The sequence below is a fragment of the Candidatus Thiodictyon syntrophicum genome (assembly GCF_002813775.1).
GTDB classification, from domain to species: Bacteria; Pseudomonadota; Gammaproteobacteria; order Chromatiales; family Chromatiaceae; genus Thiodictyon; species Thiodictyon syntrophicum.
Window position 1 is genome coordinate 1228680 of the sequence record NZ_CP020370.1, and the last position, 12969, is coordinate 1241648.

A 12969-nucleotide genomic window follows, 5' to 3' on the forward strand; every position below is an offset into this window, starting at 1 on the left:
CTCAGGAGCGCGGCGGGAAGATCCCGGTGAGGGCGATGATGAAATTCATCGCAAGGTTTGGCTGCATGTTGTTGTGGGGACTGGGGGTGCCGCTGCCGGTCTGGCCGACGGCCGGCGCCGCCAGCGGCACCAGGGCGCCCGGGGTCTGGTACATGGGGGCATTCCCCAGGCCATGGCCGCTGTCCGGGTTGGCCTGGTTGGCGCTCGGTACCCCCTGCATCGCGTGGGCGTGCCCGGCCAGTTCGGCGGCCGTCAGGGTCACGGTCTCGACCCCGCCCGTTTCACCCAGGTCCCGTGCCGTGAGGCCGGGACCGGTGCCCGGGTGCATGGGGGCGCGGCCCTGCAGGTTCGGCAGCGCGAAGTTGGTGCGTCCGTCGCCCCCGTAGGTGGTGCCCAGGAGCGAGAACAGGGCCGTATTCGGGGCGATCGGCAGGATCTGGCCGTTGCACAGGGCCCAGCCGCGGGGGGCGAAGTTGCCCGCGAAGATGCGGATTTCAGCGATGAATGGATCGGACATGGGCGGCTCCTCAGGTGCGCGGCGGGAAGACCCCGAACAGGGAAATGATGAAGTTCAGGCACAGGTAGGGCATGAGATTCTGATGCGGCAGGGAACCGCCGGCCTGGGTCGTCGCTTGTCCGCTCATGGGTATGCTGGGCGCCCCCGCCCCGTAGATGTTGGTGCCGCTCGCGGTCGCCGTGACGTTGCCGGACGGGCTGGTCGACGCGGCCGGGCTCGTGGAAGCGAACAGCGTATGCCGATGGGCGGGCAACTGGGCCGCGGTCAGGACCACGCCCTCGGCGCCGCCGAGCTCCCCGAGCGTGCGCGGCGACAGCCCGGGGCCGGCGCCCTGGTGAATGGGCAGGCGCCCGCGCAGGTCCGGCAGGGCGAAGGTGCTCTGCCCGTCGCCGCCGTAGGTGGTGCCGATCAGGGCGAACAGGGCTTCAGATTCGGCGATGGACAGCAACTGCCCATCGCAGAAGGCCCAGCCCTCGGGGGCGAAGTTGCCTGCGAACAGACGGATCTCGCCAATGTAGGAATCGGACATGGATCAAGCTCCTCCAAAAGGCGGGGAAGGGATCAGTCGCGCACGGGGAAGACCCCAGTAAGCGCAATGCAGAAATTGACGGTCAGGAAGGGCTGCATGGTGGTGTGCCCCTGATTGGCCCCGGCGTTCGCGATCGAGTCGGGGTGCAGCGGTGTGAGGCCGCTCGCCGGTCCATAGGGGGTGATGGGGCGCCGCCCGCCCTCGACCGCGCACAGCAGGGTGTTCGTCTGGGTGGTGTCGCCCGGGGTGGCGCTGGTCCCTTGGCCGCCATGCCCGTGGGCGGGCAGCTGCGCGAGTGTCAGCGTATCGTTCTCTTTACCGGCCGCTTGCCCGAGCGGATGGTTCGATCCGCCCTGACTGGTCCCCACATGAATGGGGGTGCGCCCGCGCAGGTCCGGCAGGGCGAAGGTCTGGGACCCGTTGCCGCCGTAGGTGGTGCCGAGGACGGCGAACAGTGCCTGGTGCTGGGCGATGGGCAACACTTGCCCATCACAGGTCGCCCAGCCGCGCGGGGCGAAGTCGAAGCTGAAGAGCTTCACTTCCGCGATAAAGGGGTCTGACATCGGGGGCCTCCAGTTCAGTGTCGTGTCGGGTACCCGCCGCTGGACGGGCCTGGCGGGTCGTCGTGCGCGGTCGGCGCGCGGGTCAATGGAAACTGATTCCGGCGGGACGCTGGGTACTGCGCCGCCGCCGTGAGAGCCCCACCAGCGCGACGGTCCCGATGGCGAACAGCGCCAGACTCGCCGGCTCCGGGGTCTGGGTCAGTTCAAAGCCTTCGACGCTGAACTGGAAGTCGCTGGCCCTTGGTGCGAGGGTTCCGCCGCTGGCCAGGATCGCCCGATCCGAGACCCGGACATCGAAGGTATGAGTGCCGGCGCCGAAGGTGTTGAACAGGGTCGCGGCATCGACGAGCTGACTGCCATTCTGAATCAGGTTGCCGAAGAAGCCGGTGAAGTCCGTCAGGCCCACCAGTATTTTCACGGTCAGCTGCTCGAAGTTCGGGATCAGGTTGTTGACCGCCAGATCGGGGTCGGCGAAGGCGAGTTGGAACAGCAGATCATTGACCTGGGCCGTCGCCTTCGCGGTCGCGATGCTGGGCAGGGCGTTGAGGTACCTGACGGTCACCGAGTCCGCATCGGTGAGTCCCGTCATGGCCTCGGTGACCGTGAGCCCGAAGGTCTTGGTGTCCACCGTCGTCAGCAGGCCCGAGTCCTCGATCGCCACCGTGCGGTTGACGTCGTCCACCGTGCGCGTGCCGCTATTGGCGAAGGCGGAGGGTGCCCCAGCGGCCCCGACGACGGTACGGTTGAGGCGGGTCCCGCTCAGGTTGCCGGCCAGTTGGCTGCCGTTCACCGTCCAGACATAGCTCAGGAAGTCCTCCCGGTCCGTGCGCCCGGCGCCCAGGTCGTTGTCCGCCTGGCGCGTCAGGGCGTCGAGGCTGCTGGGCGCGGTGCGCACCTGGCCGGCGACGATGGGCTGCACCGTGTCGGTCACGAGCGCGGTGCCGCCGTTGGTGGTGACGCTCAACTGGCTGGCGCTGTAGACCAGCGCCGTGCCGCCCGCGTTGGCGACGACGGGGTTCGCCGGGGCGAAGAAGACCCCGGGATTGACCAGGCCGCCGGCGGGCTGGTTGCTCTGACTGCGCACGTCCAGGGTGCCGGCGTTCGTTACCACCGTGGCCAGCGACTGATTCAACAAGTTGACCTGATGGCTGGTCACCGCGGTGCCGCTGAGGCTGGAGTCCGCGGTGTACTGCTCGAACACCAAATCAGTGGCGGCCGGGGTCGTCCCACTGTTGGTGCGCAGGAAGTTGCTCTCGAACTCGAAGCCGCGGAACTGGGCGGCACAGGTGGCCGCGTCGGTGCAGGTGTTGAAGAACTGGATCTGGGCGGTCTGGGCGGTGCTCCCATTGATGACGAAGTGGTCGAGTCCGGTCTGGGTCAGGGTGCCGTAGCCCTGGGTCGGCAGGAAGAGTTGATAGGTATTGGTCGCGCCGGACCCACCCGGCACCTGGTTGAGCGGCGCCACAAAGGTGTTTTGGTTGATGCCGATCTGGCCGGTCGCCGCGGTGACGAGTTGCAGCGTGCTGGTGTCGAAGGAACTCTTGACGACGTACTTGCCCCCGCGTGTCACGCCCGAGGGGTCGTTCGCGATTGCGAAGTTGCTGGAGAAGGTCCCGACGTAGGTGCTGGTGATCACCGTGGCCGCGGCCGGCCCCGTCAGCAGGCCCAGGACCAGGCCGCTCGTCAAGAACGCGGAAGACTTGAAGTTGCGCATAGTGAGACCTCTGGCGCGAAGGTTGTCAGGGCATCGGCGTACCTGTCGCGCGCCGAATTGGTGGCTCGACGTCGGATGAACGTCGCTCACTATGCAATGAAGCAATAAATTCGCCAAAAAAAAATAATTCTACTAATCAGGACGATAGCGTAGGGTACCTGAAATAACAAAGTAAAAGTGTAAAGTATTCTGACAGTCAGTTACAGTCGGGCGTGCCGGTCGCCTCCAGGGCTCAAAGCGCGGCGGCGGCGATCACCCGCGGCACCAGCCGCCCGCCCGCCGTCGGGACCATCCGCACCACCTGGCGGCTGTGGTCCGGGCCGTAACTGACATGGACCGGCAGTTGCGGGCCGTAGAAATAGAGCCGGTCGAAGGGGGTGTTCTCCGCCACCCAGCGGGCGACCTCGGCCATGTCCTCATGCTCCACGATGAAGTCCGCCGCCGCCCCTTGGCGCGAACACACGGGGTTGCCCAGGCGGTTGACCTCGTGCGCGGCGTGCTGGTCCAGCCGGGGGTCGATACGCCCGGGGATCGCGCGCGCCAACTCCGGAGAACAGAAGCCGTAGGTCAGACGGATCATCCCGAACCAGTCGATGACAGGGTCCAGGACCCGCTCGGCCAGGTCTTGCAGGGCGTTCCAGCTTGCAAGTTGGCGGGGGTGGTTGGGCAGCCCGGTGCGTCCCTGGGTCTCGCCGCATTCGATCAGTTGCCGGAAGGTGAGGAAACGCCCGCAGGGGTCGTCCAGGTCCGGGCAGGTGTCCGGCCGGCACAGGCGAAAGCCGTCGATCACCCAGCGGTGCCGCGCCATGGTCTGGCTGAAGACCTCCGCGGCCGGGCCGTAGCCGGACAGGTCGAAGAGCCCCAGGTTCTCCAGGGCCTGCTCGAAGGCGAGCTGCTCCGGGTAGTTCGGGAACTCCTCGTTGATGTAGCGGGACTTGCGGAACAGCCAGGGCGGGGTGAAGGGCTCGCCGTACAGGAAGCAGTCGTAGTCCTGATCGCGCAGCCGGACCTTCACGCGCTCCTGCAGCCGGGGCAGGGGCTGCCCCAGGAAATCGTCATAGCGCATGAGGCTCAGCTTGCCGGAGCCGATGTGGACCTTGATCAGGTCCAGCTCCCGATAGTCGCCATAGAGGCTGGCGGCCGCGCCCACATAGACCCGCAACAGCGGCGGCAACTGCTCGACCAGGCTCGAATGCAGTTGCAGCGACTTGCCGGGTATGAGCCAGCCCAGGCCGCGTTGCGCCGCCTCCCGGCAGGCGTCGGCGATCGCCTGGGTGTCGCGGATGCTGAAGAGTAGCTCCCGCGCTTGGGCCTGGGCCCTGGTGTAGTCACCGAACAGGGCCTTGAGGGTGCGTTGCAGCCCGGGCTCCAGTTGCCTGTAGGGTCGGCGCCGCTCGAACAGGTCGAGCGCCAGGTAGACCAGCAGGTCGGCGCGCCGCGCCGCTTCGGCCTCGGCCAGGACCCGCGGGTCCTGTTGTTCGCGCAGAAAGCGCAGGGCCCGGGCGAGGGTGCCGAAGCCCGCGGTGAGTGCGGGCAGGTCCGCGGCGACCTCGTCGGGCTCCGGCGGGCGGGCCAGGGCGAGCCAGTGCCCCCAGAGACGCGCCAGCGGCTCGCGGTAGGCGTCGTCGCACGGCGCGGCGTGCCCCTGATGTTGACGCGGTGCGCGCTCGCGGGTCGCCCGCGCCCGGGGGCTGGCTGGGCGCGGGACCAGGGCCGGACGGCGACTGCGGTAGCGCTCCGCCAGAAAGCGCTGCTCGGCCTCCTTGTCCCGGAACACGTAGAGCACCCCCGGGGCTACCGCGATCGGCTCCTCGTCCAGGGCCTCGGACACATAGGCGCGGATCTCGCCCTGGGTGAAATAGCGCTGGAAGGTCCCGCGCCGGGTCAGGACCCCGTCGTTGAAGTCAGTCCCCCGCGGGGCGCCCTGATTGGCGAGCATCACCGAGACCACCAGCAGGGTCTGCGCCAGGGACCAGGCGCGGGTGAGTGCCGCCAGGCGCTCATCCCGGTCCTCGATCACGTTGATCACGAAGCCCAGATTGACGATGGGCGCCGGGTGAAGCGGGTTCTGCGGGGCGTAGAAGGGGTCCCAGCCGGCGGCCGGGAGGCCCAGTTCGAGGAGTCCGCGCACATCGTCGCCGCGTCCGCAGCCGTAGTCGAAAAGGGTCAGGTCGCCGCCCTCGCGTCCCTGAAGCAGCCCATGCCGGGCCAGTGTCTGCACCGGCGCGGAGAGACCGTAGCGCACCAGGGCGGTGAGTTGGCGGGCGGCCTGCCACTGGGCCGCGGGGCCGGCGGGGGCTTGGGCCGCGTCGGGGGTCGGTGCCGCGTCCTCCTCGTCGGCCTCCTCGTTGCCCAGGGGGACCAGGGCCTGACCCGCGATGCGGTAGCCGCGCGCGTGCACCAGGTCCAGCCATTGGCGCCGATAGCCGATGCGGGTCGGCTCATCGAAGAGCCCGACGGACTCGCACGCCTGGGTCAGGGCCGCGAAGGGCGCCCGGCGCGGGTCATCCGCGGCCAGCAGCAGCTCCTTGCGGTGCAGGATGGGCGGGTTGTGCGACTGTGCGTAGGTCCGGTAGCCGACCTCCCCGGACGCCAGTTCCACCCGCCAACTCGCGTCCAGGGCCGGAAAGGGGTCCTCGAAGAAACCCGGGTACTGGAGCAGTGCCACCTGGGCCCCCGCCGGGTCGAAGCGCACGACGTTGAATGCCTCCCCCCGGCGCACGCCGGCCAGTTCCTCGGCCGCCGCCACCGCCGCCGTCAGCGCGGGCGGCGCCGCGTCCAGGCCGCTCACATGCAGGTAGGTCCGCTGGGCCACCGTCTTGCCGGTCATCGTCTTTGCTTTTTCATCAGTTGGGGAACAGGGCCGGCGGTTCCAATTTCCTTAGGGCGAGCCTGCCGCCTGCTCCCGGTAATCGATCGGTTGCGTAGCGCCTGGGGATTTTTATCATAACTCAGGCCGGGCGCCCTTGCGGTAACCCGTCGCGGCGGGGGGGCCGCTCCTGCGCCGCTCGAGAACACCGGGGAGGGCGGGTTAGGAGCGCGCGGCAAGGGCGAGTTCTTGGGCTCTAATGGGTTGGCGCGCTCCGTAACCCGACGCGGCCCCGTCGGAGGGCATCGGGCAGGTCGCGCCAGGCGCACGCCGCCAGGCCGATCGTCTAGACTTCATGGGTTGGCGCGTGCCCTGACCCGACGCGGCACTGTCCCCGGACTTTCCCGGAACTTCCGAACTGAAATCGAGCGTTTGGCCGGACGCGCAAGCGCGGTCGCAAACGCGAGGCCCGAGCGACCCCGCCGGGCGGAGCCCGAACTTATGAAGCTCACACAGGTCGAGATTGAGAACTTCCGCTGCTTCGAGCACCTGCGCGTGTCACTGGAAGACGACGTCACCGCGGTGATCGGGGTCAACGGCGCCGGCAAGACGGCATTGTTGGACGCCATTGCACTGTCCTCGTTGCCTCTGTTCCAGGATATAGCGCGTCGGCAGCCGAACGCCGCGACCTTGGACTTTCCCACCTTCTACCGGCATTTTACGGGCACGGCAATTATGCCGGCGGACATTCGCCTCAACGCCCCGGGGCGGGCGGACCGCGACGGCGAACAGGTCTTGACCTTAAGCACCGAGGCCCGTTACCAGCAGGGCTCAGCCGAGCCGCCTCTCGTTCTGAAGTGGCAGCAGGAAGCCGGAGTCATCCGGTCCCTTAACGCTAGCCGCTTTTCCCAACGCTGGGTGGCTCCGGAGGGTCTCGACGTAGCGAACCAAGGTCTCTATTGCCCGGGAGTATCCGCCAGCGATACGAGACATATCGCCACACCTGCGCTCGCCTATTATCGCGATACCCGCGATGCGCAAATCCTCAAGTCTTCAGGCGAGGTTAACGGAAGGTCCAGCGACCCGGATTCCGCACGGCATATGGCGCTAGATGCCGCCGCGAGCTTTTCGGAGGCACAGCGCTGGTTCTATGTGCGGGAAAACAAAGAACTGCGCGACCCCAAAAGGAGCGATGATTTCTCTTGGCAAGACCCGGTCCTCCGAGCCGTTCGTGATGCTGTCGGCAAGATGCTCGGCGGCATCGAACGGGTCTACGCGGACGATGACCCCCCACGGATGAAAGCCGTTCAGAAGGACGCGAATGGCCTGTCCATGGTACTGGACTTCTCGCAGCTCAGCGCCGGGCAACGAAACCTGATGGCCCTGACCATCGATTTCGCGCGCCGGCTGGCATTGACCTACTCGGGCTGGGACAACCCCCTGGAAGCGCCAGGCATTCTGCTGATCGACGAGATCGAACTGAACATGCACCCAAGATGGCAACAGACGGTGATTCCCCATCTGCGAAAGGTATTCCCGGATACGCAGATCGTCGTCGCGACCCATAGCCCACTGGTGCTCTCGACCCTGCACGCCCGCCAGATTCGTATCCTGCGGGGCCAGCAAATCTTCGTCCCCTCCGTTGAGACCTACGGGACCGCAAGCGACCGTGTTCAGCGCCAGGTCATGGATACGGACACCACGCCGCCGGAGAACGCGTTCGCGCAGGATGTGGCCCAGCTATACGCTCAGATCGACGGCGACGATCTCGGTGCTGCCGAGGTCCTACTGGCGCGCCTGGAGGATGAAAGGGGCACGGCCGAACCGACCCTGATCAGGGCACGAATGCTGGTCGCGAATCGTCGTTGGGAAGGGGAGCTTGGGTTGTGAAACATTGCAGTTCCGATATCGTTTCAGGGAACAAGAGAGGCGCGCCAGTATCGAGGTGGACGAAGCCGGATGCAACGAGGCGGGTATCGATCTCGGACTCGCCGAGCGCACGATCGCAGAGCTGAATCTGAATTGCCGTCGACTTGCGGAAGCCCGTTTTGCTGTTTACCTCGAGCTGGAGGAACAGAAGCAGAGGCTTCGGGAGACCGGTAACTTGGAAGCGGGGCGCGCCGGGATCAGGCGGCTGGCGGCACAGTGCCTCGATCCGGATTCGCAAGGGCGGCGGCTGGCGTTCTTCACGTTGATTCGAGAACGTCTTGGTCGTGCGGCCGAGGAGCACCTTGAAGCAACCGGATATAGCGGCTAGCCGGGGTAGTCGGGCCACAAGGGGCTGAAAGGCAGAAACCTGGGACGGGAATAAAGGGTCGGTGCGGCTTGGCAATGTCGCGTAGTCTCGTGAGTGCGAGTCCGTGCTGGGTAATCGCTGGCTTTAATCCCCGTGGTCTGTCCCGGGTATCCCGAGGTATTATGAGCTTCAACGACTTATACAAGACATGGCGGAATAGAGCGCGAAGATATACCAGAAGATCAATACTTCACATGGCGCTAGATACGTTGCAACTGCCCGCTGCCAATGCTTTGCAGCACACGATGCGCGCTCCATGGATTACTCTTTTGATGATCAAGTGGGTATTTCAGGACGACTATTTTGACAGAGTCGGCGGACCAAGAATCGACGGCCCTCAATTTGATGAATTGCGGGACAAGCTCTGGAACTTGGGAGATGGATCTATTGAAGGAATCAGAGACACCCTGCCAGGGACTTTGTTTGCTCGTCGGCTTCTTAATCCCCAAGTCCATTTTCGTGCGCCCCTCGGTGCAGGGTTCGTGCGCGACGCAGCCCTTCTGGACACGCTTGGGAAGAAACATCCGTTGACGGCAATGTTTGAGCAGCGAACGGGCTTGAATGTGCAGGAGTTCATGGATCTTGCCATTGCAGCCTACGGACCTATTAGCGAGGGCCGGCTCTATTTCGATGCTGCCTGGTTTTCTCCTCTTCGAGCAATGTACTCCAATAAGGTAATCGATTCATTCATCACGTTGGTTTCCCGTGACGAATCGGAACTTGCCCGATTCGTTAGACTCCTTCCGGGTCAAGACAAGAAGGAGAAGCTCGTTTCAGAGCTATTTGAGTTCACCCCGTTGCGGCGTTATCCGTTTTTTCGCGAGGGTCGGACGCTTCGATCCTGGGATCCGCAGGTTTTCGCCCGCGGTATGGAAGGAATTGTACATTCCGTGCTCAGTGAAAATGGCAACGCTTACATGGATACCTTCAGCAAGGTTTTCGAGAAGCATGTGGTTACCGAGGCGCGGCGGATTCCATCTGACTTCTACGGGGAAACCGACCTCAGGCACATATTAGGAAGCGATTCAAGAGTTCCCGACGGCATGCTCTCTTTCAAAGACTGTAACGTGTTTCTGGAGTCTAAAGCGGGTCTGTTCGCGGAATCGGTAATGTCCGTAGGCCACAGCAGAATATTTGCTCATGGAACGGGGGGCATACGCAAGGCGATCAACCAAGCCCGGGAGGCATCGCTCGGGATGCGCAGCAGTGACCGCGCCCCGACTTCGGCGAGGCACGCGCCGCGTGACTATCTCATCGTAGTCACCAACAAAGAAATAAGCGCAAGTCGCGGCCCGAACTTTGCCGCGATGTTGCCGCAAGGAGCGCTCGACTATCCCAGCGAAGAGGCTCAGACCCTCCTACCGCTGGAACATATTTACATTATTTCCATTAGTGATTTTGAGCGTGTTGTCGCCAATGTCGCGGTGACAGACTGCAGTCTTCCGGACCTTCTTCGGGAATGCGTGGCGCGCGATGCGGACCCCACAACATCGTGTTTTTATTTTTCGATGCATCTTGACCGCATGGAATTGCGGGGCGGACTGTCGCCTATGGTAAATAATGCGTTTGATGCGGCCATGGACCGGCTGACGGCGGCGCTCGGCGGCAAAGCAGCCCGCGGAACGCGCAGCGGTTCCCCCGTCCAGCGGCTCGGGTAATGGCGGATCGCCCTGCGGGCATCCACCCTACGCGCTACGCGCTACGCACTGTTCTGCAACTTCGCGCGGGATCGTCACCGTGCCGAAGCGTCGGGGCAAGACCGCAACGCAGTCGATCAAGGCCAGATAGCAAAGTACCGAGGTGTCGCAGACGATCGTCATGGCAGGCGAGTATTGTGCAGGCTCGCGATATCGGAGATCACTTCTTCGAGGGTCGGCGCGGGCCAGGCATGATGCTCAGCGAGGAATGCCTGCGTATCCCAACTCGACGTATGTCCGAGCAGGTCGCCAATTTCGGCTCGAGAGAGCGTTCCGGTCCGATACGATTCGACCGCGAAGCCTTCCAGTACCGCGCGCGGCACGTCGGTACACAGCGATTGGAGACGCCTTAGCACGGGATCGGGAATATTCAGGGTCAGGGTCATAACCGCGAGCGCGAAACCAAGACATTTAGACGGGATTGACAAGAATTACAAGATGTTATTCGTTGTCAATCTTGTAAATCTTGTTAATCCTGTCAAAAAATTTCGGAACCGGTCAGGGTCGCGGCCGGAACCATGTGACGGTAATGGTTTTCATTCGTGGCAGTGCTCCGACGCACCGGGATACAGTACAGGATAACCGCCATTGCGCGAAAGGCAAGCGGGTCGAAGACGCAAGATTCATCGAGCCCAGCCTCAACGAGAAGACGCGCGGGTGGTCGCGCTTCGGGCCCTTGATCATAACTCAGGCGACGCGCCTTTACGGTAACCCGTCGCGGCCGGGGGCCGCTCCTACGGCGTCGGAGCGGCCTCCCGGCCGCGACGGATATTACCCCTGATCCGTTTAGGCTAGATCTGGTAAACGGAGAAACCGGGCTTATCTCCGACGGGCATCGTCGGTCACTGGATGGCCCTGGGGGAATGGGATCTTTGGTGGCGAAGTAGAGTGACAATCTGTCACGGCATATCCTTGATGAAGGAAACTCGTGAGCACGGCCGCGCCCACCCGCGCGACTACGACACTGCCGCGAACCAGCGCGGGGCTTGGTGGGCGCGACGGCAACTGTCGGCCCTGGAACCGCATCCCCCCTTCTTTTTCCGTACGCCGGTTGCGCTATGAAAACCCTGTCCGCGTCCCTTCTCAGTCTCGGTATCCTCCTCGCCGCTGCCGCCCTGCCCGGTCGCCCCCCCGTGGGCACGGCCGCCGCCGCCGTGCCGGTCTCCGCGGCACACGACCACGCGGCGCTCGTCTATCAGTGCCCCATGCACCCATGGATTACGTCGGACAAGCCGGGGCAGCGCTGCACCATCTGCGGCATGGATTTGGTCGCGGTCGTCGGCGCCGCGGCGGCGGCGCTCGACCCGGGCCTCGTCACGCTCAATGCCGCGCAGGCCGCGGTGACCGGGGTGGCGGTGAGCGAGGTCAGGCGGGGGGCCCTGACCCGCACGCTGCGGGTCAGCGGTGTTATCGAGGACGACGATACCCGTCATCGCATCCTGGCCGCCCGGGTGCCGGGCCGGGTCGAGAAGCTCCAGGTCAATTATGTGGGGGCCGAGGTGGCGGCGGGGGCGCCGCTCGCGACCGTGTTCAGCCCCGAGATGCTCACGGCCCAGCGCCAGTATGTCGAGCGGGTCAAGGCCGGTGCCGTCGCCACCTCCCTGTCCGAGCGCGCCGCGGCCCGCGAGCGCCTGCTGGAACTGGGCCTGACCGAGGAGGAGATCCGCATCCTGGAGGGCACGCTGAAACCCACCGCGATGGTCAATATCCGCGCCCCGATGTCCGGTACCGTCGTCTCGCGCGCGGTCTACGAGGGTCAGTATGTCAAGACCAATGATCCGCTGTTCGAGATCGGCGACTTTTCCCGCATGTGGTTCGTCTTCGACGCCTATGAACCGGACCTGGCCTGGCTGCGCCTGGGGCAGACGGTGGACCTGTCGGTCCCGTCCCAGCCCGGCCGGGTCCTGAGCGCCCCCATCAGTTTCATCGAGCCCAGCCTCAACGAGAAGACGCGCACGGCGCGGGTGCGGGTGACCCTGGAAAACGCCGAGCGGCGCTTGCACCATCGCGAAACCGCCCAGGCCCTGGTCGCCCTCACGGGGCCGGAGGCCCTGCTGGTGCCGCGCGCCGCCGTCCTCCAGCACGGCGGGCGGGCGGTCGTCTATGTCGATCAGGGCGGTCAAGGTTATCGGGCGCGCGAGGTCCGGCTCGGCCGCGTGGGCGACAGCGACGCCGAGGTCCTGGGCGGTCTCAGCGCCGGCGAGCGGGTGGTCACCCAGGCCGCCCTGATCCTCGACTCCCAGGCGCAACTGGCCCATGCCGCGGTCGAGGTCGCGGCGGCCGGACCGGTGCCGGTGCTGCCCGCCAAGGTCCCCGCCGGCACCCCACCCCATAGCGAGGGCGCCTACGCCCAGTTGCGCACCCTGGTCTTCGCCGCCGCCGACGCTGCCGCCGCGCTGGGGGCCGACGACCTGCCCGGCTACCGCAAGGGCCTGCCCGCCCTGCGCGCGGCGCTCGCCGCTTATCTCGCGGGCTATGCCCCGGCCGCCCATGGTGACCTGGCCGCCTTCACCGGCAAGCTGCCCGACCCGCCCGACCTCGACGCCGCCCGCCGCGCCTTCGAGCCCTTCAGCACGGCCGTGGCGGACCTGGCCCGCGCCGAGCAGGTCCAGCAGCGCGAGTCGATCTGGATCTACCAGTGCCCGATGAGCCCGGTACTGGGCACCGCGCGCTGGCTCTCGCGCGCCCATCAACTGCGCAATCCCTTCTTCGGGTCGGCCATGCCCGGGTGTGGGGACGAGGTCAAGTGAGAGGACGAAGACTATTTAGCCGCAAATGAACGCAAAGGAACGCAAATAGGGAATGCTTATCGCGTCGTTGTCGTTGTCGTTGTCGTGGTCGTGG

11 protein-coding genes are annotated in these 12969 nt (G+C 65.4%); 4 read left to right on the forward strand and 7 right to left on the reverse strand.

The window, feature by feature from the left end:
* Position 1: 1 nt before the first annotated feature.
* The 5 genes from THSYN_RS05410 to THSYN_RS05430 all read right to left on the reverse strand — a co-directional run bounded on the left by THSYN_RS05410 (position 2) and on the right by THSYN_RS05430 (position 6153).
* A complete protein-coding gene (locus THSYN_RS05410) occupies positions 2–517 on the reverse strand; it encodes a phage tail protein (protein ID WP_100918232.1) in 516 nt (171 codons plus the stop codon).
* A gap of 10 nt (positions 518–527) precedes the next feature.
* Positions 528–1046, reverse strand: coding sequence for a phage tail protein (locus THSYN_RS05415; protein ID WP_100918233.1), 519 nt, complete (start codon positions 1044–1046; stop codon positions 528–530).
* Positions 1047–1078: 32 nt separating this feature from the next.
* Positions 1079–1609: a phage tail protein gene (locus THSYN_RS05420; protein WP_100918234.1), complete on the reverse strand. Its 531-nt coding sequence runs from the start codon at positions 1607–1609 to the stop codon at positions 1079–1081.
* A gap of 82 nt (positions 1610–1691) precedes the next feature.
* Positions 1692–3323, reverse strand: a complete 1632-nt coding sequence (locus tag THSYN_RS05425) for a PEP-CTERM sorting domain-containing protein (RefSeq protein ID WP_100918235.1) — start codon at positions 3321–3323, stop codon at positions 1692–1694.
* A 232-nt stretch (positions 3324–3555) separates the two neighbouring features.
* Positions 3556–6153, reverse strand: coding sequence for a DNA phosphorothioation-associated putative methyltransferase (locus THSYN_RS05430; RefSeq protein WP_100918236.1), 2598 nt, complete (start codon positions 6151–6153; stop codon positions 3556–3558).
* A gap of 480 nt (positions 6154–6633) precedes the next feature.
* Between THSYN_RS05430 and THSYN_RS05435 the strand changes: the two genes are divergently transcribed.
* The 3 genes from THSYN_RS05435 to gapS1 all read left to right on the forward strand — a co-directional run bounded on the left by THSYN_RS05435 (position 6634) and on the right by gapS1 (position 10086).
* Positions 6634–8022, forward strand: a complete 1389-nt coding sequence (locus tag THSYN_RS05435) for an AAA family ATPase (RefSeq protein WP_100918237.1) — start codon at positions 6634–6636, stop codon at positions 8020–8022.
* Between the two features lie 55 nt (positions 8023–8077).
* Complete coding sequence (locus THSYN_RS05440) at positions 8078–8389, forward strand: hypothetical protein (protein WP_157817470.1); 312 nt, start codon at positions 8078–8080, stop codon at positions 8387–8389.
* Between the two features lie 233 nt (positions 8390–8622).
* Positions 8623–10086 (forward strand): GapS1 family protein, encoded by a 1464-nt coding sequence (gapS1, locus tag THSYN_RS05445; protein ID WP_100918239.1) that lies wholly within the window; start codon positions 8623–8625, stop codon positions 10084–10086.
* A gap of 27 nt (positions 10087–10113) precedes the next feature.
* On the opposite strand, the gene THSYN_RS37575 is transcribed toward gapS1, so the two are convergent.
* The gene (locus THSYN_RS37575) at positions 10114–10248 is read right to left on the reverse strand and encodes a PIN domain-containing protein (protein ID WP_472297473.1); all 135 of its coding nucleotides are present in this window, start codon (positions 10246–10248) and stop codon (positions 10114–10116) included.
* Positions 10245–10511 (reverse strand): UPF0175 family protein, encoded by a 267-nt coding sequence (locus THSYN_RS33455; protein ID WP_157817471.1) that lies wholly within the window; start codon positions 10509–10511, stop codon positions 10245–10247. Before THSYN_RS33455 ends, THSYN_RS37575 begins: the two co-directional genes overlap by 4 nt.
* 672 nt (positions 10512–11183) lie before the next feature.
* On the opposite strand from THSYN_RS33455, the gene THSYN_RS05450 reads away from it, so the two are divergent.
* Complete coding sequence (locus tag THSYN_RS05450; RefSeq protein WP_100918240.1) at positions 11184–12875, forward strand: efflux RND transporter periplasmic adaptor subunit; 1692 nt, start codon at positions 11184–11186, stop codon at positions 12873–12875.
* Positions 12876–12969: the final 94 nt, after the last annotated feature.

Coding starts and splice junctions, on each gene's coding strand:
- THSYN_RS05450 (WP_100918240.1), top strand. CDS start 11,184: ATGAAAACCCTGTCCGCGTCCCTTCTCAGTCTCGGTATCCTCCTCGCC.
- THSYN_RS05410 (WP_100918232.1), bottom strand. CDS start 517: ATGTCCGATCCATTCATCGCTGAAATCCGCATCTTCGCGGGCAACTTC.
- THSYN_RS33455 (WP_157817471.1), bottom strand. CDS start 10,511: ATGACCCTGACCCTGAATATTCCCGATCCCGTGCTAAGGCGTCTCCAA.
- THSYN_RS05415 (WP_100918233.1), bottom strand. CDS start 1,046: ATGTCCGATTCCTACATTGGCGAGATCCGTCTGTTCGCAGGCAACTTC.
- THSYN_RS05435 (WP_100918237.1), top strand. CDS start 6,634: ATGAAGCTCACACAGGTCGAGATTGAGAACTTCCGCTGCTTCGAGCAC.
- THSYN_RS05430 (WP_100918236.1), bottom strand. CDS start 6,153: ATGACCGGCAAGACGGTGGCCCAGCGGACCTACCTGCATGTGAGCGGC.
- THSYN_RS05425 (WP_100918235.1), bottom strand. CDS start 3,323: ATGCGCAACTTCAAGTCTTCCGCGTTCTTGACGAGCGGCCTGGTCCTG.
- gapS1 (WP_100918239.1), top strand. CDS start 8,623: ATGGCGCTAGATACGTTGCAACTGCCCGCTGCCAATGCTTTGCAGCAC.
- THSYN_RS37575 (WP_472297473.1), bottom strand. CDS start 10,248: ATGACGATCGTCTGCGACACCTCGGTACTTTGCTATCTGGCCTTGATC.
- THSYN_RS05420 (WP_100918234.1), bottom strand. CDS start 1,609: ATGTCAGACCCCTTTATCGCGGAAGTGAAGCTCTTCAGCTTCGACTTC.